The sequence below is a fragment of the Streptomyces sp. ADI95-16 genome, from assembly GCF_003721495.1.
GTDB classification, from domain to species: Bacteria; Actinomycetota; Actinomycetes; order Streptomycetales; family Streptomycetaceae; genus Streptomyces; species Streptomyces goshikiensis.
The window spans coordinates 1,667,771-1,690,726 of sequence record NZ_CP033581.1 but is presented as its reverse complement, the minus strand read 5'-3'; the positions used below and the strand labels follow the sequence as shown (position 1 = coordinate 1,690,726).

The following is a 22,956-nucleotide window of genomic DNA, read 5'->3' as shown; positions in this document are numbered from 1 at the left end:
CCGGCGGGGACCGCCGCTACGGGCAGGCCCGGGTCCTGCCGGGCTGCCCCCACGACTTGCCCATCGCCGAGTTCGGCGGCTGGTCGGGCAGGTTGCCGCAGGCCATCCAGGTCGTCACGCTCTTGTCGAGGTGCGACTCCAGGATGTAGACGGCGGCGCTCGGCGGGTACTTGTTGCGGCTGTTCAGGGTCAGCAGCCCGGAGGCACCCGAGAGGTTCTGGATGCCGGGGTTCGAGAGCCGCGCGTACACGTCCGTCGCCTGGAACGGCGCGCTGCTGTTCGTCCCCGTCCGGTACTGGGCGTAGACCGCGTTGATCGCCTCCGACGCCACCTGCAGCGCGTCGTAGGCCCCCGCCGCGTTGCCCTCGGGCACCGAACCGTCCTTGAAGACGTCCCGGAACCGGGCGGTGAATTCCGAATACGGACTGTCCGCCGTCTCCTTTCCGTTGGAATTGTTGTACATCACGTAGAACGGCCTCAGCAGGGAATGCCTGCGCAGCATGTCCTCGGGATCCTGGAGGTACTTGGCCGCGGTGCTCTCGGAGAGGACGGCCACCTTCCGCCCGTCCTGCCTGCGGCACTCCGAGGCCGCCTGGAGGGCGTCGAAGAGCTCGGGCATCTCGCCCGAGCGGCCGGCGTAGAGGATGAATCCGTTCGACCGCGCGACTTCGGCGCAGATGTCCCGCGCCACGGACGAGGTGATCTGCCCGCTGCGGTTCTCGTAATAGGGCACGGTGACCACCGGTCCGCCCTTGTAGTGCTTGGTGTACTTCTCCGCCAGGTCGGAACTGAAGAACTCGTCGTCCGGGTCGTAGACCACCACGGCGGTCCTCGCGCCCTCCTTGGCCGTCGTCAGCTCTCCGATCTCGTCGGAGTGCGCGGTGAACTCGGCCATCACCTGGGCGACGCGGTCGTTCGACGGGGACACCTGGAAGTAGTAGGACGACGACCGCTCGTCCACCATCTTGCTCCCCGACACGGAATTGCCGATCACGGGAATGCTCGCCGCCGAGATCTCCGCCACCGCCGCGAAGGACGCGGGCCGGCTCTGGGTGATGCCGATGACCGCGGCTATCTTCTCGCGGTCCTTCCGCTGGATGATCTCCGCCGCGACATCGGGCCCCTGGGCGTTCTGCGATCCGTACGCGAAGTACTTCCCCGGGTTGGCGAGCAGCAGCCGGATCTGGACGACGTCCCCCTCGCGGCCGTTGATCTGTTTCTGGGCGGCCAGGGCGCCCCGCAGGGACTGCAGGCTGACGGGGGTGGAATCGCCGGGATCCGCCGTGAGGGGGGCGAAGAAGACCACCGTCCGGTACGGCCGGCCACTGCCCAGCGCGTCGTCGTTCTGCTTCGCGGCGACCGCTTCCAGGGCGAGCAGTTCGTCGTCCCGGCCCGCGGTGGCGAGGTGGCACTCCCGCCCCTCGGTGACGCCGACGGTCTCGCCCGAACCGACCTTGTGGCAGGACGGCGGCAGCTCGGGTTCCTGGCGCCAGTAGGAGATCCCGGCGGCGACCAGCGCGAGTACCAGGAGGGGGGTCGCCACGGCCCGCACGTAGGCCCCGCGGCCGCTGGTCCGCACGGTGACCTTGGGCTTGGTCTGCACCCAGCTCCTGGCCGGACCGTCGTCGTCGTTGGGGGACAGGTCGACGAGGTAGACGGCGGACGCGGCGGGCCGGGCGTACAGCGCGCGCACCTGGTTGGCGGTCCCGTTCGGGTCGCCGGGGTCCGGGGCGAGCGGCTGCGCGTAGGAGGGCGGCTGACCGGACACGCCCCCCAGGACCATGAGCGGAGCGGGAGGCTCGTTGCGGGCGATGTCCGCGTAGGTGTCGAGCAGCCGGCGGATCGGCGTGCCCTCTTCGCCGATGTCCGGCAGGAGCAGGACGAAGGACCAGCGGCGGCGGGCGCGGTAGACCCAGAAGCGGGACGGCGCCACCGCCTTGGACAGGTCGCCCAGCAGCGCCATGAACAGCATGCGCTGGATCAGGTCCGGGCTGTGCCGGGAGTTCCCCCAGGTGGTGATGGACAGCGCCATGCGGAGGAAGTTCGCGCCGTCGGGGTGCCGGCTGCCGACCCAGCGCAGGGTGCGGCGTCTCCTGAGCCACAGGCCGTAGAACGAGCGGGGCACCCGGACGCCCAGGAACTGGACCACACCGGCCCACAGGCTGGCGACCGGAGCGTCCGGGGCGTTGCCGGCCAGCTGCGCCAGCGCGTCCAGCCCGCCCCGCCGCAGCAGGAGCGTGCGGTAGAGCTCGTCGCGCAGCTGCCGCACCCCGGCGTCGGGCGCGACGACGTCGACGGTCGCGTTCAGCGCGGCGCGGCAGGTGTCATAGCGCGGCAGCCGGATCCGGCCCGCGCCGGGAGGCATCGAGACGAGCTGCCCGGCGATCGCGTCCAGCACGGCGACGTGCGGCTCGACCACCGCGCGGGCCGGCCCGCCGTGAGCCGCGTCCTGCGGCGCGAACTCGCCCTCCTCCAGCAGCGCGTGCGGGACCAGCCGGACCTTCGGGTCGCGCCCCGCGAGGTACAGGCGCTTCTCGTAGTCCAGGATGACGGTCCGCGCCGTCGATTCCCGGACGGTGCCGTCCGGCGAGGGATCCCGCCTCAGCAGCATGACGGGTAACCGGCGCTTCTTGCCCCGGTTCCCCGCGAACGTGTCGAAGCAGTCGATGAGATGGTGGATCTTCTGTGGAAGCGGCATGTGCACGCTGCTCCTCTGCGCGTCACGGCGGCCGATGCGAGGTCCGGCGTCCCTGGGACAACACCGCCGGGAGGCCGATCGCGGCAAGGAGGAACCACGCCCCGGCGACCGCGAACGACCGCCTGCCCCCCGACGGCAGTGAGGTGCGTCACGCTAGCGGTGCGGGCCGTGTTCCCGCCGGGGAATGCACTGCCTTCGGTATATCGGATATGCCTACGGGCATATGCGTACGAGAACTGCGACGGATGCTACGCCGCGTCAGCTCTCTTCCGCAGGCCGATGCACGAAGACCGCCCGGAGGTGTTGTTCCCTCCCTCACCCCCTCACGCCGCTGACCTGCCGCCTGTACAACGGGGCATTGTTCGCAGCACATTCGTCCGGCACGTACAGGGTGGATCTGGCAGGACAGGGGGTAACGGCCCGGAATGGAAATTCTGCAACGGCGTTCCACCACCGCTCAGGTGTGGGGAGCGGCCGAGGAGTTCATCCGGCTCTTCCATCGGGAAACTCCGGGAGCCGGTGATCCGCGTACTCGGCTCGCCGCCGTACGGGCCGAGCTCGCGGAGTCGGGAACCTATCGGCACACCCCGCAGGAGCTGGTCCACGGCGCCCGGGTGGCATGGCGCAACAGCAACCGCTGCATAGGCCGGCTCTACTGGAACTCGCTGCGCGTGCGCGACCGGCGCGGCCTCACCGACTCCGACGCGATCGCCGCCGAGTGCTTCGAGCACCTGCGCGAGGCGACCAACGGCGGCCGGGTCCGCCCCACGATCACCGTCTTCGCCCCGGACACCCCGCAGAGCCCCGGCCCGCTGATCTGGAGCGAGCAGCTGGTCCGCTACGCGGGCTACGGCGACCACCACTCCGTCACCGTGGGCGACGCCCGCAACGCGCCCCTCACCGAGGCGCTCCTCCGGCTCGGCTGGTCGGGCGGCGCGGGCACCCCCTTCGACCTCCTCCCGCTGGTGGTCCAGGGCGTCGACGACAAGCCCCGCTGGTTCGACACCCCCGCCGACGCGGTCCTGGAGGTGCCGATCAGGCACCCCGACGGGGACGACGGCGACGGCGACGGCTGGGCCGACTGGGGACTGCGCTGGCACGCCGTGCCCGCCATCTCCAACATGTGCCTGGAGATCGGCGGCGTCCACTATCCGGCCGCCCCCTTCAACGGCTGGTACATGGGCACCGAGATAGGCGCCCGCAACCTCGCCGACGCCGACCGCTACAACCTCCTCCCGGCCGTCGGCCGCCGCCTGGGCCTCGACACCTCCAGCGACCGCTCGCTGTGGAAGGACCGGGCGCTGGTCGAGCTCAACCGTGCCGTGCTGCACTCCTTCGACCGGGCCGAGGTCACCATCGCCGACCACCACACCGAGTCCCGGCGGTTCCTGACCCACCTGGAGCGCGAGGAGCGCCGGGGGCGTGACGTGGGCGCGGACTGGTCGTGGATCGTGCCGCCGATCTCCGGCTCGGCCACCCCGGTCTTCCACCGCACCTACGAGGACCGGCAGGTCTCCCCGGCGTACGTGCACCACCCCGGCGCGCAGGACCGGGCCCAGGGACGGGACTTGGTCTAGACCTTCTGTTACCGTCGGCTCCGGACGGATCCGGAACGGCTGGGAGGGACTTCCGTGGACGACGCGGACAGGGCGGGGGAGGGCACGCGCGGCGGCCCGGGCGACGCGGCCGGCGGCGCGGGCGGCGACGCGGACGGCGCGGCCGACGCGGACCGGGGCGGCGAACGCCGGTCCTACATCGGCTCCTTCACCTCGGGCGGCGGCCGCGGCATCACCACCGCGGCCGTGGATCCGGCCACCGGGGCACTGACCCCGCTCACCGCCACCCGCGCCCTCCCGGACCCCTCGTACCTCGCCCTCGACCGCGGCGCCGGGGTGCTCTACGCCGTCAGCGAGACCGAGCAGGGCGCCGTCGGCGCCTTCCGCCCCACCCGCGACGGCCTCGCCGCCCTCGGCTCCGCCGTCCGCGTCGGCGGCTCCGGCCCCACCCACCTCAGCCTGGCCGGGCGCCGGCTGTACACCGCCAACTACACCTCGGGCAGCGTCAGCGGCCTCCCGCTCGCCGCCGACGGCTCCGTCGGCGGGCCCGCCTCGGTCCTCGGCCACCGCGGCTCCGGCCTCGACGCCGACCGGCAGGCGGGCCCGCACGCGCACCAGGTGCTGCCCGACCCCGGCGGCCGCTGGGTGCTCAGCGTGGACCTCGGCACCGACTCGGTGCGGATCTGCGCACCCGACCCCGCGGGCGGCGCGCTCCGGGTCCACGCCGAGACCGCGCTGCGCGCCGGGACCGGCCCCCGGCACCTCGCCTTCCACCCCGGCGGCCGGGTGGTCTACGTACTGCACGAGCTGGAGCCGCAGCTGACCGTCTGCCGCTGGAATCCGGCGGGCGGGCGGCTGGAACCGGTCTCGGAGATCCCGGTGGCCCCAGCGGGCGCCCACGGGGCGGCGCGGGCCTACCCCTCGGCGGTGATCGCCTCGCCCGACGGGCGCTTCGTCTGGGCCGCCGTCCGCGGCGCCGACGCCATCGTCACCCTCTCCCTCGCCGACGGAGCCGAGAAGCCGCAGCTCACCGGCGCCGTCCCCTGCGGTGGCCGGTGGCCGCGCGATCTGGCCGCCGACCCTTCGGGGCGCCGGCTGTACGCGGCCAACGAGCACTCCGGGGACGTCACCTGGTTCGAGGTCGACCCGCTGACCGGGCAGCCGCGCCGGGCCGGCTCGGTGGCCGTGCCCGCCGCCACCTGCGTGGTCTTCGGCTGACCCGGCCCGCCACCCCGTACGGACGAGGGCCCGCGCTCCGGAGATCCGGGGCGCGGGCCCTCGTACGCACGTGTCGTGAGCGGGTCAGTGCGCGGCGGCGCCCTGGCTGAGGCCTAGGGCCGCGGAGTACTGCGCGACGGCCAGCTTGCCGAGCGCCGGGTAGGCGCCCAGCACCTCGGCGGCGACGCAGTCGCCCTCCTTGCAGGCGGTGTCCAGCAGTCCCTCGGCGGCCTCCGGGCCGATCAGGTGCGGGGCCAGCGCGAGCTGAGTGGAGCCCTCCAGGCGAAGCTGCTCGGCGACCGCGGCCACCGAACCCTCCTGGTCCAGCGCGGCCGCCTTCACCGGCACCGCGAGGCGGGCGGCCAGCAGCATGCCGGTGACGGCGGCGGCCTGGACGGCCTCCTCGCCACCGGTGGTGGCGACGATGATGCCGTCGGCGGCGGTGGTCACGGAGAAGAGGCGCGCGCGGTCGGCGCGGGCCTGGCCGGCCTCGGACAGCCGCACGTGCAGGCCCTCGGCGAGCAGCGGGTGCGGGCCGAGTACGTCGGCCAGCTCGGCGGCGGCCGAGGAGTCCATCAGCGCCTGGCGGAAGCGGCGCAGCAGATCCGCGTCCGGGCCGGCGAGCAGCGGGACGACGACGGCGTCGGGGCCGGTCGGCGCGGGCACCTCGTGCCCGGCGGCGCGGGCGAACTCCGCGCGCTCGGCGCGCTCGCGCGCGACGGCGTCAAGGACACCGGACAGCGACGGGAACTCGGACCCCTCGGCACCCTCCAGGAAGCCGAGGCGGGCGTCCAGGCCGGGCAGCTCGGAGCGGCCGATGCTGATGATCTCTTCCGCCAGCCCACGCGAGGCGGCCGAGGGGGCACCGGGCACGGCGAGCACCAGCGCGGGCGCGCCCTCGGGCGCCACCGCGGGCTCGGGCCGGCGGTGCCGTCCGGTCTGGCGGGGTCGCGGCATTCGTACGGGCAGGCCATTTGCGGGCCCAGTGGGGGAGCTCATGGCGCCGCATGCTACTGGTTTATCGGAACCGGGTGTTCGGGCAGGGCCACCTCCGGCGGCATCTGTCCGTATTTATCCGAAGAATGTCGTACACGGTTCAACTTGATCGTTCAGTGGGCGTTCGGCAGGCGCCAGTCGACCGGCTGCGCGCCCTGACGTACCAGCAGGTCATTGGCCTTACTGAAGGGCCGCGACCCGAAGAAACCGTTGTCCGCGGACATGGGGGAGGGGTGGACGGACTCCACCGCGGGCAACTCGCCCAGCAGCGGCCGCAGATTGCGGGCCTCCCGGCCCCACAGCACCGACACCAGCGGTTTCCCGCGCGCGGCCAGCGCCCGGATCGCCTGCTCGGTGACGGCCTCCCAGCCCTTGCCGCGATGGGCGTTGGGCTTGCGCGGGGCCGTGGTGAGCGAGCGGTTCAGCAGCAGCACGCCCTGCCGGGTCCACGGGGTCAGGTCACCGTTCGCCGGGCGGCCCGTGCCGAGATCGGCGTGCAGCTCGCGGAAGATGTTGTCCAGGCTCGGCGGCCACGGACTGACCTCGGGCGCCACCGAGAAGGACAGGCCCATCGCGTGCCCCGGGGTGGGGTACGGGTCCTGCCCCACGATCAGCACCCGCACCTCGTCGAAGGGCTGCTGGAAGGCGCGCAGGACGTTCGCCCCGGCCGGTACGTAGGTTCTCCCCGCCGCGATCTCGGCGCGCAGGAAGTCGCCCATGGCGGCGATCTGCCCCGCCACCGGCTCAAGAGCACGGGCCCAGCCCGGCTCGACGATCTCGTTCAACGGTCGTGCTGCCACGGTGAGTCACTCTACTGGCCGATCCCCGCGGGCAGTACCGCGGCCCGGACGCACAGCACGTCCGGCAGGTGCTCCGCCAGCAGCCGCCAGCTGTCCCCGTCGTCCTCGCTCGCGTACAGCTCGCCGTTGCGGTTGCCGAAGTAGATCCCCGCCGGATCCGCGTCGTCCGTGCACAGGGCGTCCCGCAGCACCGTGCCGTAGTGGTCCCCGGCCGGCAGGCCCCGCGACAGCGGCTCCCAGCTGGCACCCGCGTCCCGGGTGCGGAAGACCCGGCAGCGGTGCCCGGCCGGGACCCGGTCGGAGTCGGCGTTGAGGGGGAACACGTACGCGGTGTCCGGCCGGTGCGGGTGCGCGGCCACGGCGAAGCCGAAGTCGGAGGGCAGGCCGGCACCGATGTCGGTCCACTCGCCGCCCGCGTCGTCGCTGCGGTAGACGCCCCAGTGGTTCTGGAGGTACAGCCGCCCGCCGTCCCCGGCGTCCTGGGCGATCTTGTGCACGCACTGGCCGAACTCGGGATCCGGATCCGGCAGGAACACCGCCGAGACGCCGTGGTTGGACGGCGCCCAGCTCGCCCCGCCGTCCCGGGTCCGGAACACCCCGGCGGTGGACACCGCCACCGTCACCGCGTCGGGGTCGCCGGGGTGGGTGATCACGGTGTGCAGGCCCTCACCGCCGCCGCCCGGCACCCAGCCCCCGCGGGTCGGGTGCTCCCACAGCGGCCGGACCAGCTCGAAGGACTCGCCCCGGTCCGTCGAGCGGAACAGCGCTGCCGGCTCCGTCCCCGCGTAGACCACGTCCGGGGCCTCCGGACCGGCCGGGTGCAGCTGCCAGACCCGCTCCAGCGAGGCCCCGGTGTCCTTCGGGAACCGCACGGCCGCCGTGGCGGGCTCCCGCCAGGTCGCCCCGAGGTCGTCCGAGCTGAAGACGGACGGCCCCCAGTGCGCGCTGTCCCCGCCGACCAGCAGCCGGGGCGCCGGACCCCGGGTGTCGATCGCGACCGCGGAGACGGCCTGGGCGTTGAAATGGGGCCCGTCGAACTCCCACGGACCGCCGCCCTCGCGGCGGCCGATGAAAAGCCCTTTGCGGGTTCCCGCGAGCAGGAGCACCTCGGTCATGACCGGCACCTCCGGACGGCGTTGTCCTTCACGGCAGCTTTCAGCCAGTCTGCACCGCCCCGCCGACAGCGGCCCGGAAGCCGCCCGCCGCGTGGGCGCGGAACGATCGCGGGAGGTCCGAAAGGGTCGACCACGTGTCGACTCCGCCCGGGTTACTTGCTCGTAGGTGACCGAAAGGGATTGACTTCCGGCCTCTGCCGCCGCACGCGAGAGGCACTCCGTGGCCACCGAGCACCTGTCCCCGCTCGACCTCGCCTTCTGGCGGATCGAATCCGCCGCGCACCCCATGCACCTCGGCGCCCTCGCCGTCCTCAGCGCCGACGGACCGGACGCGGCCGCCCGCGCCGCCGCGCTGCTCGCCGAGCGCTGCGCCGGTCTGCCGGGCCTGCGGCGCCGCATCCACGATGTCCTGCTCCCCGTCGGCGCGGCCGTCTGGTCCCCCGACCCGGACTTCGACCCGGCCCGGCACGTCTTCCTGGCCGACGCCGGCGCCGCTGCCGCTGCCGCGCGTACCGGGGGCAGTGCCGCCGCCGGGGCCGCTGCTTGGGCCGACGCCGACGCCGTTGGTGCCGCTCGTGCCGACGCCGTTGGTGCCGCTCGTGCCGGGGCCGGCGGCACCGCTCGTGTCGATGCCGGCGGCGACGCCGCCCGCGCGGGGGCGGCCGGTGCCGATGGCCGCGCCGGAGCCGCGGGCGCGGGTGCGGTGGATCCGCGGGCGGCCGCCGGGCCGCTGATGGCCCGGCCGCTCGACCGGACCCGGCCGCCCTGGGAGGCGCACGTGCTGGCCGGCCCCGGCCCGGACTCCTTCGCGGTGCTGTTCAAGTTCCACCACGCCCTCGCCGACGGCCTCGGCGCCCTGGCCCTCGCCGCCGGCCTCTTCGACCGGGAGCCCCCGTTCGCCCCGGGCCCCGCCGTACGGGTTCCCGTGCGCCCGGTGCCCGCCCCGCGCGGCCCCCGCGCCGCCCTGCGCCGGCTGCCCGGGGTGTTCGCCTCCCGCGTCCACGACCTCGGCCAGGCCCTGGAGATCGGCGCCGCCGTGGCCCGCGCCGGGCTGCCCCTCGGGGTCCCGGACGCGCTCGTCGCCGCCGAGCCCGGGCCCGGGGCCGGCGCGGGCAACCGCAGCGTCGCGGGCCTCGCCCTCGACCTCGACGAGGTCAACCTGATCCGCAAGGTCGCCGGCGGCACCGTCAACGACGTCCTGATCGCCCTGGTCGCGGGCGCCCTGCGGCGCTGGCTCGCCGAGCGCGGCGACCCCCTGCCCCGCGGCGCGGGACCCCGCGCGCTGATACCGGTCTCCCGCCGCAGACCCGGAGCCGCCCCCGGCGCCGGCAACCGGCTCTCCGGCTACCTGCTCCGGCTCCCGCTCGCCGAGGACGACCCGCTGCGCCGGCTGTACGCCGTACGGGCCGGCATGGACCGCAACAAGGAGGCGGGGCCCGCCCGCGGCGCCGGGGCCGTCGCCCTGCTCGCCGACCACGTCCACCCGCTCGGGCACCGCCTCGGCGGTCCGCTCGTCGCGCAGGCCGCCCGGCTGCTCTACGACATCCTCGTCACCAGCGTCCCGCTGCCCGGCCTGACCTTCACCCTCGGCGGCAGCACGGTGCGCGAGGTCTACCCGCTCGCGCCGCTGGCCCGGGGGCAGTCCCTGGCCATCGCGGTCTCCACGTACAAGGGCACCGTCCACTACGGGCTGGTCGCGGACGCGGCCGCCGTGCCGGACCTGGCCGCGCTGGCCGGGGCGCTGCGGGCCGAGCTGGACGCATTTGTACGAGAGGTCTCGTAGTACGAGGAAACTCGTAGTACGGTGACTCTCGTACTGAGCCGCCGATTCCCGGCGCGCGTCCGGTGACATCTGGAGACCCCTGATGAGTGCTGCCCCCGTAGCCCCTGCGGCCCCCGCGGATCCCGCCGCCCCCGCTGCCTCCGCCGCCCTGTTCGCCCCCTACGCCCTGCGTTCGGTGACCATCCCGAACCGGGTCTGGATGGCCCCGATGTGCCAGTACAGCGCCGAGGCCTTCGGCCCGAACGCGGGCGTCGCCCACGAGTGGCACTTCGCGCACTACGCCGCCCGCGCCGTCGGCGGCACCGGGCTGATCATCCAGGAGGCCACCGCCGTCTCCCCGGAGGGCCGGATCTCCCCGTACGACCTCGGCATCTGGAACGACACCCAGGTCGAGGCGCTGCGCCGGATCACCTCCTTCGTCAAGGCGCAGGGCGCCGTCGCGGGGATCCAGCTCGGACACTCCGGCCGCAAGGGATCCACCGACCGGACCTGGAAGGGCGGCGGCGTCGTCGGCCCCGAGGCGCACGGCTGGCTCCCGAGCGCGCCGAGCCCGCTCCCCTTCGCGGAGGGCGACCCGGTTCCGCACGAGCTGACCATTGATCAGATCCACGAGATCGCCGGGCAGTTCGCCGACGCCGCGCGCCGGGCGCTGGACGCCGGCTACGAGGTCGTGGAGATCCACGGCGCCCACGGCTACCTCATCGGGGAGTTCCTCTCCCCGCACAGCAACAAGCGCACCGACGCGTACGGCGGCTCCTTCGAGAACCGCACCCGCTTCGCCCTCGAAGTCGTCGACGCCGTACGGGCGGTGTGGCCGCAGGAACTCCCGCTGTTCTTCCGGATCTCCGCCACCGACTGGCTGGACGGGGCGGGCTGGACCGCCGACGAGACCGTCCGGCTCGCCGGGCTGCTCCAGGAACACGGCGTGGACCTGCTCGACGTCTCCACCGGCGGGCTCGCCCCGGGCGTGCGGATCCCCGTCGGCCCCGGCTACCAGGTGCCCTTCGCGGCCCGCGTCAAGGCCGAGACCGGCCTGCCGGTGGCCGCCGTGGGCCTGATCACCGACCCGGAGCAGGCCGAGAAGATCCTGGCCGACGGGGAGGCGGACGCGGTCCTGCTGGGCCGCGAGCTGCTCCGCGACCCGTACTGGGCCCGGCGGGCGGCCGCCGAGCTGGGCGGGGAGGTCCGGCAGCCGAGCCCGTACCACCGGTCCTGGTAGCCACGGCTCTCGTACGATGGGAGCCGGTGAAGCGAACGAGTGGAGCAGGGACATGACGGAACGTGACACGGCCCGCACCCTTCCCCACCCGGAGCCCGCCCAGATCCGGCTGGACGGAGTGCTGCACGCCCTCTCCGACCCGATGCGGCTGTCCATCGTCCGGGACCTGGCGGCCTCGGAGGAGGAGCTGGCGTGCTCGCACTTCGTGCTCCCCGTGACGAAGTCGACCACCACGCACCACTTCCGGGTCCTGCGCGAGAGCGGCGTCCTGCGCCAGACGTACCGGGGCACGGCCAAAATGAACACCCTGCGCCGCCAAGACCTGGAGGCCCTCTTCCCGGGCCTCCTGACCAGCATCCTGACCGCCGCCGAAGCCGAGGCCACCCGCCTGTCCGACTAACCCCACCGCCGACAGGCCCTGCCGCCTATCCGGTACGCAGGCCTGTCGGCACGCCCCTCTCCCACAGCTCTTCCGCGTGGCCCGCGAACCTGTCGAACATGCCGCCGTCGCCTCGCCGGCGCAGGTGGAGCACGGGGGAGTCGTGGCCGACGGCCCGGGCCAGGTGCGGCGTCACGAGCGCGTCGTGGTCGAAGCGGAACACGGACAGTCCGACGTGGTTGACGGCGTCTGAAGGATCGCTGTACCGCGCCTCCAGCCCTTGGAGCGGGCCAAGGCGTTCCAGGGCCTCAAGGGTCATCCGAATCCGCGTGGAGACCGTGAGGGTCGCCCCCTCGATGACCTCGCGCTGCCGCGTCACCTCTCCGTCCGGATCCCCCAGCAGGAACCGCACCCGGCACCCTGCCTCCGTCTTGCGCCGCACGATGCCGGGAAAGTCGGGGATCATGGTCCAGAAGAAGTAGTTCGTGTAGCCGCCGAGGAGCAAGTCCGACGTGGCGTCCCTGACCAAAGCGGTCCATGTCGTCGACGGGCAGGCGGAGCGGTACGGGTAGCTGTGAACGAGCTCCCGATCATTGCCCACCTTGACGCGGGTAGTCACCGCTTCCGGCCAGATCATCTCTTCCGTCACTCCAAGCACCCGGCAGGCGTCGAGCCGGTTTCGCGCGTGCGGGATCAGCTCTTCATCCGAGATCCAGCGTTCCACGCTCTTCGGGGTGACGCCCACTTTGAACGCGAGCTCCCGCTGAGACACGCGCGCATCCGCCATAGCGTCTCGTAACGCCGTATTCAAGGGGCTCCCCAGGACGTCTGGACTTTCTCGTACGGTATCGCCAGACGTCTCAACTGTCCGCCTGTATGGGGCAGATACGTCCCCGAATGGGCTGGCAGTCTGTGGGGCACCCGCAGACCTGCTGCGGCTTCGACCACGGGATGGAGAACGTACATGCTCATGGATTCCGGCAAGCACGGCGGAGAGCCGGACGACAAGCCGTGGTCGCCTCCGCCCACGCCTCCCAGCCCTGACGGTGACCGGCCGCAGGAAGGCGCGTCGGCGGAGTGAACAGGGAAGTCTGCCGGCGGGCGCTGGCGGTCATGGGGTTGCTGCGGGACCCGTGGCTGGTGGCGGCCTTCGACCGCGTCGAGCGGGAGCGCTTCGTACCGGACGCGGTCTGGCTGCCGGTGAAGGACGCCGACGGCCGGTGGGAGTTCGTTGACCGCCTGGCCGACCCGGAGCGGTGGGCGCGCGCCGTCTGGAACCCCGGCAGGTCGGTGGTGACGCAGCTGGACGACGGGGGGAGCGCGGCCAGCGGCCCGGCCACCGGAGACTTCACGTCGTCGGTGTCCGCTCTGGACGTGGTGATGCGGAAACTGCACCACCTCGATCTGGAGCCGGAGCACCAGGTATTGGAGATCGGCTACGCCTCCGGCTACCACACCGCCCTGCTCTGCGAGCGCGTGACGTCGCGGCGGGTCACGGCCGTGGAGGTGGACGAAGCGCTGGCGGCCCGGGGAGCGTCCACCCTCACGGCGTGCGGGTACTCCCCGCACCTGGTCCGCGGTGACGGCCTGGCGGGAGTGCCCGCGCGGGGTCCGTTCGACCGGATCGTGAACACGGCCTCGCTGCGGCGCGTCCCACGGGCGTGGGTGGACCAGTGCGCGCGGGGCGGGGTCATCCTCACTCCGTTCGGCACGGCCTACAGCAACGCCGGCCTGCTGAAGCTGACCGCCGACGGCAACCGGGCCGAGGGCCGGTTCGTCGGTGAGGCCGCGTACATGTGGATCCGCTCCGAGCGGCCGACGGTGGACCTGAGGGTCCCCGAGGAGCCGGTCACCCGCCCCTCGCCCGTCGACCCCGCGCGGCTCCTCGGAGGGGGCCATCTCCAGGACTTCGCCATCGGCCTCCAGGTCGCGGACATCTCGTACTCACATCGTGGAGAGGGGGACGGCCGCCGGGTGCAGTTCGTCGACGAGGCCGGGACCTCGGCCACCGTCGTCCGGTACGCCGACTGGTGGGAAGAGGGTGCGGTCCGTTCGTGGGGTCCGCGGGACCTCTGGGCGGAAGTGACGGCGGCGTACACCTGGTACGAGGAGAACGACCGTCCGCACCTCACCCGCTTCGGCGTCACGGTGGACGCGGACGGCCAGCAGGTGTGGCTCGACCGTCGGGACCGGCTGGTCGGCCGGGGGTCCGGCCGTCGTTGCGGCGGCGGCAGCGGTGCGTACGCGTGACGGGGGTCAGGGCGGGGTGGGGCGGGCGGCGGTGAGGAGGCCCGGCCAGTCGGGGATCTTGACCGAGCGGCGGCCCAGGGAGCGGCCCAGGGCGGCCTCGGCCGACTCGATCGCCAGCCAGCCCGGCCATTCCACCGGGTGCAGGCCCGCCGCGCGGAGGGCGGGCAGCGGGTCCTCGGGCAGGTCGCGGCGGGCCAGTACGCCCGCGTCCTGGAGCAGCGAGGACGCCGTCTCCTTCGCGCACGGGCGGTTGGTGCCGATCACCCCGGTCGGGCCGCGTTTGATCCAGCCCGCCACGTACTCGCCGACCGAGGCACGGCCCTCGCGCAGCACCCGGCCCGCCGCGTGCGGGACCGTCGCCGTCACCGGGTCGAACGGCAGGCCGGGCAGCGGCACGCCCTGGTAGCCCACCGAGCGCAGCACCAGCTCCGCCGGGATGTCCTCGTACCCGCCCGTGCCCGTCACCGCGCCCCGCTCGCCCGGGGCCGTCCGCTCGAAGCGCACCCCGCTCACCCCGCCGTCCGGGCCGCCCAGCACCTCCACCGGGCGCAGGAAGAACCGCAGGCGAATGCGCCGGTCGCCGTCGGCCGGCGGGCTCGCGGTCGCGGCCCAGCCCCGCAGGGCCTCCACGTTGCGCCGGTTCACGGCGGGCAGGGCCGCGCCCGGGTCCGCGTACGCCGGGTCCAGGGCCAGTTCCGCCTCCTCGACGCGGATGCCGACGCCCGGCAGCGTGCCCAGCTCGCGCAGCTCCTTGGTGGTGAACTTGCCCTGGGAGGGCCCCCGGCGCGCCACCATGTGCACCTCGCGCACCCCGCTGGCGCCGAGCGCCCCCAGCGCCGCCTGCGGCATGTCGGTGGGGGCGAGTTCCGGTACGCCCCGCGCCAGCATCCGCGTCACGTCCACCGCGACGTTCCCGGCCCCGATCACGACCGCCGAGCGCACCCCGGTCAGGTCGAAGGCGCCGGGGTCCGTGTCCGGGTGGCCGCTGTACCAGGACACGAACGCCGTCGCGGAGTGGACCCCGGCCCGTTCCTCGCCGGGGATCCCGAGCAGCCGGTCCCGCGCCGCCCCGACGCAGTACACCACCGCGTGGTACAGCTCCAGCAGTCGCGCGGTGGGCAGCAGTTCCCCGCCGACCTCGACGTTGCCGAGGAAGCGGATCCGCTCGTCCTCCAGGACCGTGCGCAGGCTGCCCTGGAGCGACTTGATCTTCTCGTGGTCGGGGGCCACCCCGTACCGCACGAGCCCGTACGGAGCCGGCAGCCGGTCCAGTACGTCGACCCGCACCCCCGGCACCTCGCGCTGCCGCGTCAGGGTCTGCGCGGCGTAGACCCCGCTGGGGCCCGAACCGACGACGGCGATACGAAGCACGGCGGAGCTCCTCCCGCAGGTGCTCCCAGCATGCCACCGGCGCCCGGGGCCGTCAGCCCAGCGCGCGCATCCGGTGGATCTCCGCGGTCTGGGTGGCCACCACCTCGGTGGCCATCTCCTCGACCGCCACGTTGTTCCCGCCGGCCAGGGCCTGGCCGGCCATCTTCAGGGCGCCCTCGTGGTGGGCGGTCATCAGCTTGAGGAAGAGCCGGTCGAAGTCGACACCCTTGGCGTCGGCGAGCTCCTTGAGCTGCTGCTCGGTGGCCATGCCCGGCATCGCGCCGTGGTCGTGGCCGCCGGAGCCCCCAGTGCCGCCGGAGCCCCCAGTGCCGCCGGAGCCCCCACTGCCGCCGGAGCCCCCGGTACCGCCCGTGCCCCCGCCCCCGGCGCTGCCCGTGCCGCCCGTGCCCCCCATGCCGCCCGTGCCCCCGGTGGCGCCCGCCCCGCCCGGCGCTGGGTAGCGCGCCAGCCATCTCTCCATCGCCCCGATCTCGGGCTTCTGCGCGGCCGCGATCCGCTCCGCGAGCCCCTTCACGGCCTCCGCCGACGCCCGGTCCGGCGCGAGCGCGCTCATGGTGAGGGCCTGGCGGTGGTGCTCGATCATGCCCCGTACGTAGGTCTGGTCGGCCGCGTTGGGGGTGTCATCGGGCCGTTCCCGCGCGGCTTGTTCAGGCGAGAGCGTACGGGCCCGCTCGCCCGGCTTGCCGGGTGCGATCACCGGATTCCGGCCGTCTTTGGCCCCGTTCGCCCCGGTCTTCCCGTCGTCGTCCTGGCATCCGGCGAGCGCGAGCAGGGTCGCCGAGACCACGGCCGCTCCGGCTAATCCGCGAAGTAACCCTTTTGCCATGTCCATGGAAAGGAAGATACTGCCGGGGTCCTGGTTCCGGTCCCACCAAGAACGGAACCGATCGGACTCCCATGGGAGGGCACAGTGACCTCGTTGCACACCACCAGAGTGCGGAACAGGAGTCTGGGGGTGGCCGTCGCGGCGGCCGGACTCCTCGCCACGCTCCTGGCGGCAGGACCCGCGGCCGCCACCCCCGACCCGGGCGACTTAACCCCCGGAGCCGGCTCCCCGCCGGGCCTCGGCTCCGGCATCGCCCAGGGCCGGGACATCAGTCCCGGCGAGATCCCCGGCAAGGACGAGATCGTCCACAGCCGGAACATCAAGCCCCTGGCCAACATCCCCAGCGCCAACCCCGACGGCATCAACTCCGACCTGGCCTTCCAGGGCCGGTACGCCTACGCGGGCAGCTACGACGGCTTCACGATCTACGACATCGACGACCCGAAGGCGCCGAAGACGGTGAGCCGGGTGCTCTGCCCCGGCGGCCAGAACGACATCTCCGTCTCCGGGGACCTGCTCTTCCTCTCCACCGACTCCTCCCGCAGCGACGACTCCTGCAACAGCGTCTCGCAGCCCGCGACGGAGAAGTCCTCGTGGGAGGGCATCAAGATCTTCGACATCAAGGACAAGAAGAACCCCAAGTACATCAAGTCCGTCGAGACCGCCTGCGGTTCCCACACCCACACGCTGGTTCCGGGCAACCGCGACATCTACCTCTACGTCTCCTCGTACTCCCCGAGCGAGGCCTTCCCCGACTGCCAGCCCCCGCACGACGGCATCTCGGTCGTCAAGGTTCCGAAGAAGGCCCCGACGCAGGCCGCGGTCGTCGGCTTCCCGGTCCTCTTCCCCGACGGCGGCAACCCGGGCGGGCCGGTCAACCCGGGCGTCTCCAAGACCACCGGCTGCCACGACATCACCGTGCTGCCGTCCAAGGACCTGGCCGCCGGCGCCTGCATGGGCGACGGCATCCTCTTCGACATCAGCAAGCCCGAGCAGCCGAGGGTCATCGACCGGGTCCAGGACAACGTGAACTTCTCGTTCTGGCACTCGGCGACCTTCAACGAGCGGGCGAACAAGGTCGTCTTCACCGACGAGCTCGGCGGCGGTGGCGGTGCCACCTGCAACGAGGCCACCGGACCGAACCGGGGCGCCGACGGCATCTACGACATCACCGGCCGCGGCGACCAGCGCAAGCTCGCCTTCCGCAGCTACTTCAAGATCCCGCGCCACCAGGCCGACACCGAGAACTGCGTGGCCCACAACGGCTCGCTGATCCCGGTCGGCGGCGGCCGCGACATCATGGTCCAGGCCTGGTACCAGGGCGGCGTCTCGGTCTGGGACTTCACCGATTCCGACAAGCCGAAGGAGATCGGCTACTTCGAGCGCGGCCCGCTGACCACCGACGTGCTCGGACTCGGCGGCTCCTGGTCGGCCTACTACTACAACGGGCACATCTACTCGAACGACATCGTCAAGGGCCTCGACGTGCTGAGGCTCGACGACTGGCGCACCGAGAGCGCCAAGTGGGTGTGGATGGACCGCCTCAACGTGCAGAGCCAGCCCGACTACCGCGACTACCGCTGACGCGGTCGCCGTGAGGCGTCACTGAGGCATCACTGACGCGGTGAGGGAAAGGTTCCGCCGGGCGGCCCCCCGTCCGGCGGGACTCCCAGCTCCCACTCCAGCCCGTACCGCTGGAACAGCTCGGCCCGCAGCCGGGCCATCGGCATCGGCGCCCCCGGCAGCAGCACCGCCACCACCGCGCCCATCAGCAACGCGCGCAGCAGAGGGTAGTCGGTGTCCGGGTCCGGCGAGCCGTACCGCACCACCGTCTCCCGCAGCAGTTCCGCCAGGCGCTGCTGCTCCGAGCACCGTACGAATCCCTCGGCCTGGAGGATGCCCGCCATATGGGTCCGCATCAGCCGCGGCCGGTCCCGGGCCAGGCCGAGTATCGCGTCGACGGCACGGGCGAGCCGCTCGCGGCCGTCCTCCGTACGCGGCTCCCGCTCCAGCGCCGCTTCCAGGGTGAGGTGCATCAGCCGGTGCACGGCGGACTGCAGCAGGTGCCGTTTGCCCGGAAAGTAGTACGAAATCAGGCCGCGGGCCGTGCCCGCCCGGTCGGCGATGTCGCCGAGCGTGGTCGCCTCGTAGCCGCGTTCGCCCACGAGCTCGACCGTGGCGTGGAGCAGCCGCTCCCTTGAACGTCTCCGCAATTCTTCATTGACCGATGCGCTGCGCGGGGACATGCTTACTCCTGCGTTGACTGGCTCTCGGCCAATATACTCAGCGCACGGATTTGCCTGCTGTGGGGCGACGCGGGGGATCGCCCCACGGCAGGTGCACCGGCCGGCTCGCGAGCGGTCGTGTTCGAGGCCTCAGGGGACGTCGAGATCGGGGGGCGTCGGCTCGTACGCGTGCGGCTCGTCGCCCTCCCACGCGATCAGGTCCGAGTCCTCGCCCAGCACGACCTCGTCCGGGTCCGGGACCTCCGCCCGGCGCAGGAACTCGATCACATCCGCGTCGTTGTGCGCCACGCCCAGCACCACATCCCGCCCGACCTGGCGAAACGTGACCTGGCGGCCGCCCGAGGCGGAGATCCGGTGTACGACGATCGGCGTGTGGCGCATGCCCTCAGCGTCGGTCGGCGTCGACCGGGACGCATCCGCTCGCCGCGCGCGCCGGGCGGCCGGGACCCGGGAAGCGGATCACGAGCGCGACCAGGGCCACGCCCAGGAGCGAGCCGCCGACGACATCCGAAAGCCAGTGGACACCCAGGTACAGCCGGGTGAATCCGACCCCCGCCACCGAGACCGCCGCGAGCGCCCACGCCGTTCGCGCAAGCCGGTTCCCGGCCGTCCCGGGTGCGGGGCGGGGCAGCAGCCACAGCAGCAGCCCGCACACCACCGTCGCCGTCATCGCGTGGCCGGAGGGGTAGGCGGCGTACTGCGCCGAGTCCACCGGATCCGGCCACACCGGACGCTCCCGGCCCACCAGCTCCTTCAGCCCCCGCTGCACCGCCGCGGCCACGGCGGTGGCGACCCCGATCCGCAGGGCCCGCCCGCGCTCACCCCGCCGCCACAGCAGGCAGCAGGCCAGGGCGGCGAGGCCACGCATGGTCCAGGGATCCCAGGCCCAGTCGCTCAGCGCCCGCGTCGCGGCAGTGACCCCGGGCCGGGAAACGGCGCTCGCGTGCAGATACCGCGCGAGCTGCTCGTCGTACGAGACGACCGGGCCCGAGCCGGCCGCCACCAGGACGGTCAGGGCCGCCGCGAGCAGCGCGCAGCCGACCCCGGTCCACCGCAGGCGATCGCTCCGCATCCGGGGATCCTCGCAGCGCCGGGCCCGCGGGCCCTACGCCAGCGCGCTCAGGCCGGGCACGAACGCCACCATCAGCGGTACCGCCGGGACCAGCGTGGCCAGCGCCGTCAGCCGCAGCCGCCGCCCCGCCGACAACCGGGGCGCGGCCGACAGCAGCCGGCGCACCCGCTGCGACACGTGCGCCTGCGGAGCCGGGGAGGTCCCGAAGACGCCCCGGTCCTCGTTCAGCCCGACCAGCGCCAGCGCGGTCGTCAGCCGGCCGAAGCGCCGCGAGGCCACGTCGTCGGCGGCCAGTTCGACCAGCCGGTACATCTCCGCCTCGAACGCCGCGAACACCGGCACCTGCGGGAAGCCGCCGGCCAGCGCCCGCGAGCAGTGCAGCAGCCAGTCGTGCCGCGCCGCGACGTGCCCCTGCTCGTGCGCCAGTACGGCGTCCAGCTGGCTGCCCTTGAGCCGGTCCAGGGCCGCCGTCGTGACCACCAGCTGCGGCCTCGCACCCGGCTGCCACCACGCGTCCGGCCGCGGCCCCTCCAGTACGACGAGCCGCGCGCCGTCCGGTTCCTCCCCGGGCAGCAGCGGGGCCCGGAAGCGCAGTTCGGCGCCCTGGGCGCGCGTCCGCGCCCGGGCCCGGATCACCTCGCGGGTCAGCATCGCCCCGGTCCACAGTGCGCCGCCCGCCAGCGCGAGCGCGGTGACCGCGGCCCACGGACCGCCCTCCCGCGGACCGCCCAGCCCGTACGCGTGCACCACCCCGTGCGGGGCGGCGGCGAAGAGCGGGCCCCGTACCGCGAACCAGGCCGCGGCGGCGCTCAGCAGCATCGACAGCGCGAAGCACAGGAGCACCGCGCCCACCACGCACTGCCATGCCCACAGCGCGACCACGGGTTCGCGCTCGGGCCACTCGGCCCGGGCCAGCAGGCGGGGGGCGAGCACCGCGGTCAGTGCGCCGAGCATCAGGAGAGCGGCGGAGACCATCATGGCGGTCAGCCTATGAGCGGGTGCCCGCGCACGGGTATCGCTTGCGGGGTTTGGTGACGCAGCACACGTTTGCCTCCCGGCGGGCGGGAGGTCACATGGCCAGCAGCATCGCCAACATCCCTGTCCCCATGGCGAGTCGGCAGGCCCGGATCACCTCGGCGGGACCTCCGTCCTGGCCGTCCTGGCCGTCCTGACCGTCCTGGCCGTCCTGGCCGTCGCCCGCGAGCGGGTACGGGGTGCCGGTCGCCCCGGCGGCACCCGCCGTGACCAGCCGGGATCCGCCCAGCACCACGTACCCGGCGTAATAGAGGAGGAGGGCGCCGGTGACCAGGGGCAGCCCGGCCCCGTGCCGGCCGGCCCCGTGCCCCGAACCCGGCATGAACGCCATGTAGACCATGGACAGCGAGCCCACCAGATGATGCGCGTGGTGGATCCCGCCCCGCAGCAGCCACCCGGCGTGCAGCGCGGCGCCGCAGAAGACCGCCCCGAGCACGGGCGCCCGCCAGCCCTCGCCGAACCCGCCCGGGACGGCCATCGCCGCCATCCCGAACCCCATCAGGGCCTCGGGGCCGGCCTCCCGGGCCGCCGCGCCGCTCGATCTGCGCACCCGCCCGAGGCAGTACGCCCCGCTGACCGCGCACAGCAGCACGAGCAGCCAGGAAGAGACGGAAGCGGGCAGGGACATCGCGGGACCGTGCACGGCGGAACCCCCCGGTTCGTCGGCGTCACCGGAAGAGATGCCCTTGTCCGGCGGCCCGCACGCCGGACCGGGTTAGGCTCTCCTTGCCGTACCGGGCATGTCATATGCCACTCATACGCGCCGCGTATGTCACCGCGCAGATCGGAGCCCCCGATGTCCACCGCCAATCCCGCCGCCCTGAACTTCCGCAGCGCCGTGGAGGCGGACGTGCCCGAGCTGGTGAAGCTCGTGGAGTCCGCCTACCGCGGCGAGGCCAGCCGCGGTGGCTGGACCACGGAGGCGGACTACCTGGACGGGCAGCGCACCGACGAGAACGGGGTCCGCCAGGTCATCAGCGCCCCGGACGGCGTCCTGCTCGTCGTCGAGCGCGCGGGCGAACTCGTCGCCTGCTGCCAGCTCGAACACCGCGGTGACCACGCCTACTTCGGGATGTTCGCCGTCCGTCCCGGGCTCCAGGGCGCCGGCCTCGGCAGGGAGATCCTGGCCGAGGCGGAGCGGCGCGCCCGCGAGACCTGGCACGCCACGGAGATGCGGATGACGGTGGTGAACGTACGGGAGGAGCTCATCGCCTACTACGTGCGCCGCGGCTACCGGCGCACCGGCGAGCTGACCCCCTTCCCCTACGGTGACGCGCGCTTCGGCGTCCCGCTCCGCGACGACCTGGCCTTCGAGCTGCTGGTCAAGCCGCTGTAGCGGCACCGGGGTTGCCGGATCGGCCGATCGCGGGGGGCGGGAGTCACCGGCGCTGGCGGTGCCGGCCGTGGTGGGTCGGTTCGGCGGTCGCGAGGAGGACGAGGGCCAGTCCGAGCGGCAGCAGGAAGAGCAGCAGCAGAGTCATGACGTCCCGTGTGCCCACATCGCGGGGACCGACACGCCCCGGGGGTGATGTGCTGCCCTGCCCGTCCGTGGCGGGGCAGCCGCCACCGTTGGCGCGGACGGTCCGGAGGAACCTGCCCCGGCCCGGTCCAGGCGCCGGGCCGGCCCTAGGCCATGAACCGGCCCGTGCTGCGGATTTCCGGGAAGTCCGTGGTCACACCGTCGAGTTCGAGCGCCCGCGCCACGCGCAGCTGCTCCAGGGTGTTCACCGTCCAGCCGGTCACCCTCAGCCCGGCCGCGTGCGCCGCCCCGACGGTCTCCAGCGTGAGCCGCCGGATGTCCAGGGAGACCGTCCCGGCCCGCGCGGCCCGCGCCCGGTCCACGATCTCGGGGGCGTCGGCGCCGCTCTGCTCCGCGTACAGGGCGGTCCGTACGCCCGGCACCAGGCGGGCCGTCTCGGAGAGCACCGCCTCGTGGAAGGAGGCCACCTCCACGCGGGCGGTCAGGTCGAGGCGCAGCACCAGCGCCGCGAGCGCGGCGGCGGCCGCCTGGTCCCGCACCGTCACCTGGAGCGGGGACCGGACGGCGTCCAGGGCTTCTTCGAGGACCGGCACGCGTTCGCCGAGTCCGGCGTCCAGCTCGCGCAGCTCGGCCAGGGTCAGATCGGCGACGGCGCCCACGCCGTCGGTGGTCCGGTCCACGGCGGCGTCGTGCAGGACGACGAGGGCGCCGTCCTTGCTGAGCCGTACGTCCAGCGCGATGACGTCCATGCCGGAGCGTTCCGCGCGGACGAACGACCGGAGGGTGTTCTCCGGTTCGACACCCATGACCCCGCGGTGACCGATGGTGAGGAAAGTCAAGGTTCTCTCGCTTCCGTCGACGGCGGCTCCCCGCCGCGGTCGCGGTGTCCCG

Annotated in this window: 21 protein-coding genes; 8 read left to right on the top strand and 13 right to left on the bottom strand. The window is 73.5% G+C overall.

The window, feature by feature from the left end:
- Positions 1-16: 16 nt before the first annotated feature.
- Positions 17-2,698, bottom strand: coding sequence for an ABC transporter substrate-binding protein (locus EES41_RS07170; protein WP_123076633.1), 2,682 nt, complete (start codon positions 2,696-2,698; stop codon positions 17-19).
- Positions 2,699-3,123: 425 nt separating this feature from the next.
- Here EES41_RS07170 and EES41_RS07165 point away from each other — a divergent pair, with 425 nt between their 5' ends.
- Together EES41_RS07165 and EES41_RS07160 are read left to right on the top strand one after the other, a co-directional pair.
- Positions 3,124-4,275: a nitric oxide synthase oxygenase gene (locus tag EES41_RS07165; protein ID WP_123076631.1), complete on the top strand. Its 1,152-nt coding sequence runs from the start codon at positions 3,124-3,126 to the stop codon at positions 4,273-4,275.
- 177 nt (positions 4,276-4,452) lie between these two features.
- Positions 4,453-5,472 carry a lactonase family protein gene (locus EES41_RS07160; protein WP_214351261.1) on the top strand — a complete coding sequence of 340 codons (1,020 nt, stop codon included), beginning with the start codon at positions 4,453-4,455 and terminating at the stop codon, positions 5,470-5,472.
- Between the two features lie 84 nt (positions 5,473-5,556).
- Here EES41_RS07160 and EES41_RS07155 read toward each other — a convergent pair whose 3' ends face one another.
- The 3 genes from EES41_RS07155 to EES41_RS07145 form a co-directional block, all read right to left on the bottom strand.
- Positions 5,557-6,471 (bottom strand): sirohydrochlorin chelatase, encoded by a 915-nt coding sequence (locus tag EES41_RS07155; RefSeq protein ID WP_123076627.1) that lies wholly within the window; start codon positions 6,469-6,471, stop codon positions 5,557-5,559.
- Between the two features lie 110 nt (positions 6,472-6,581).
- A complete protein-coding gene (locus EES41_RS07150) occupies positions 6,582-7,268 on the bottom strand; it encodes a uracil-DNA glycosylase (protein ID WP_123076625.1) in 687 nt (228 codons plus the stop codon).
- Positions 7,269-7,279: 11 nt separating this feature from the next.
- The gene (locus tag EES41_RS07145) at positions 7,280-8,383 is read right to left on the bottom strand and encodes an exo-alpha-sialidase (RefSeq protein ID WP_123076623.1); all 1,104 of its coding nucleotides are present in this window, start codon (positions 8,381-8,383) and stop codon (positions 7,280-7,282) included.
- 220 nt (positions 8,384-8,603) lie between these two features.
- On the opposite strand from EES41_RS07145, the gene EES41_RS07140 reads away from it, so the two are divergent.
- The 3 genes from EES41_RS07140 to EES41_RS07130 all read left to right on the top strand — a co-directional run bounded on the left by EES41_RS07140 (position 8,604) and on the right by EES41_RS07130 (position 11,785).
- On the top strand, positions 8,604-10,166 hold the full coding sequence (locus EES41_RS07140) for a wax ester/triacylglycerol synthase domain-containing protein (protein WP_123076621.1): 1,563 nt from the start codon (positions 8,604-8,606) through the stop codon (positions 10,164-10,166).
- Between the two features lie 82 nt (positions 10,167-10,248).
- The gene (locus EES41_RS07135; RefSeq protein WP_123076619.1) at positions 10,249-11,385 is read left to right on the top strand and encodes an NADH:flavin oxidoreductase/NADH oxidase; all 1,137 of its coding nucleotides are present in this window, start codon (positions 10,249-10,251) and stop codon (positions 11,383-11,385) included.
- Between the two features lie 52 nt (positions 11,386-11,437).
- Positions 11,438-11,785 carry a helix-turn-helix transcriptional regulator gene (locus EES41_RS07130; protein WP_123076617.1) on the top strand — a complete coding sequence of 116 codons (348 nt, stop codon included), beginning with the start codon at positions 11,438-11,440 and terminating at the stop codon, positions 11,783-11,785.
- A gap of 25 nt (positions 11,786-11,810) precedes the next feature.
- Here EES41_RS07130 and EES41_RS07125 read toward each other — a convergent pair whose 3' ends face one another.
- Positions 11,811-12,551 carry a helix-turn-helix domain-containing protein gene (locus EES41_RS07125; protein ID WP_164495778.1) on the bottom strand — a complete coding sequence of 247 codons (741 nt, stop codon included), beginning with the start codon at positions 12,549-12,551 and terminating at the stop codon, positions 11,811-11,813.
- 290 nt (positions 12,552-12,841) lie between these two features.
- On the opposite strand from EES41_RS07125, the gene EES41_RS07120 reads away from it, so the two are divergent.
- Complete coding sequence (locus EES41_RS07120) at positions 12,842-14,014, top strand: protein-L-isoaspartate O-methyltransferase (protein WP_123076615.1); 1,173 nt, start codon at positions 12,842-12,844, stop codon at positions 14,012-14,014.
- A 6-nt stretch (positions 14,015-14,020) separates the two neighbouring features.
- On the opposite strand, the gene EES41_RS07115 is transcribed toward EES41_RS07120, so the two are convergent.
- Both EES41_RS07115 and EES41_RS07110 read right to left on the bottom strand, forming a co-directional pair.
- The gene (locus EES41_RS07115) at positions 14,021-15,385 is read right to left on the bottom strand and encodes an FAD-dependent oxidoreductase (RefSeq protein ID WP_123076613.1); all 1,365 of its coding nucleotides are present in this window, start codon (positions 15,383-15,385) and stop codon (positions 14,021-14,023) included.
- 52 nt (positions 15,386-15,437) lie between these two features.
- Complete coding sequence (locus tag EES41_RS07110; protein ID WP_254211360.1) at positions 15,438-16,193, bottom strand: DUF305 domain-containing protein; 756 nt, start codon at positions 16,191-16,193, stop codon at positions 15,438-15,440.
- Between the two features lie 123 nt (positions 16,194-16,316).
- On the opposite strand from EES41_RS07110, the gene EES41_RS07105 reads away from it, so the two are divergent.
- The gene (locus EES41_RS07105; protein ID WP_123076611.1) at positions 16,317-17,816 is read left to right on the top strand and encodes an LVIVD repeat-containing protein; all 1,500 of its coding nucleotides are present in this window, start codon (positions 16,317-16,319) and stop codon (positions 17,814-17,816) included.
- A gap of 29 nt (positions 17,817-17,845) precedes the next feature.
- On the opposite strand, the gene EES41_RS07100 is transcribed toward EES41_RS07105, so the two are convergent.
- The 5 genes from EES41_RS07100 to EES41_RS07080 form a co-directional block, all read right to left on the bottom strand.
- Positions 17,846-18,478: a TetR/AcrR family transcriptional regulator gene (locus EES41_RS07100; RefSeq protein WP_123076609.1), complete on the bottom strand. Its 633-nt coding sequence runs from the start codon at positions 18,476-18,478 to the stop codon at positions 17,846-17,848.
- A 129-nt stretch (positions 18,479-18,607) separates the two neighbouring features.
- The gene (locus tag EES41_RS07095) at positions 18,608-18,859 is read right to left on the bottom strand and encodes a hypothetical protein (RefSeq protein ID WP_008743777.1); all 252 of its coding nucleotides are present in this window, start codon (positions 18,857-18,859) and stop codon (positions 18,608-18,610) included.
- Between the two features lie 4 nt (positions 18,860-18,863).
- A complete protein-coding gene (locus tag EES41_RS07090) occupies positions 18,864-19,550 on the bottom strand; it encodes a phosphatase PAP2 family protein (protein ID WP_164495777.1) in 687 nt (228 codons plus the stop codon).
- Positions 19,551-19,583: 33 nt separating this feature from the next.
- Positions 19,584-20,528 (bottom strand): M56 family metallopeptidase, encoded by a 945-nt coding sequence (locus tag EES41_RS07085; RefSeq protein ID WP_073780376.1) that lies wholly within the window; start codon positions 20,526-20,528, stop codon positions 19,584-19,586.
- 91 nt (positions 20,529-20,619) lie between these two features.
- Entirely contained in the window at positions 20,620-21,213 is a 594-nt protein-coding gene (locus tag EES41_RS07080; protein ID WP_123076607.1) for a DUF5134 domain-containing protein, read from the bottom strand.
- Between the two features lie 168 nt (positions 21,214-21,381).
- On the opposite strand from EES41_RS07080, the gene EES41_RS07075 reads away from it, so the two are divergent.
- Entirely contained in the window at positions 21,382-21,921 is a 540-nt protein-coding gene (locus EES41_RS07075; RefSeq protein WP_123076605.1) for a GNAT family N-acetyltransferase, read from the top strand.
- Between the two features lie 290 nt (positions 21,922-22,211).
- On the opposite strand, the gene EES41_RS07070 is transcribed toward EES41_RS07075, so the two are convergent.
- Complete coding sequence (locus tag EES41_RS07070; protein ID WP_008743783.1) at positions 22,212-22,904, bottom strand: glycerophosphodiester phosphodiesterase family protein; 693 nt, start codon at positions 22,902-22,904, stop codon at positions 22,212-22,214.
- Between the last annotated feature and the right edge of the window lie 52 nt (positions 22,905-22,956).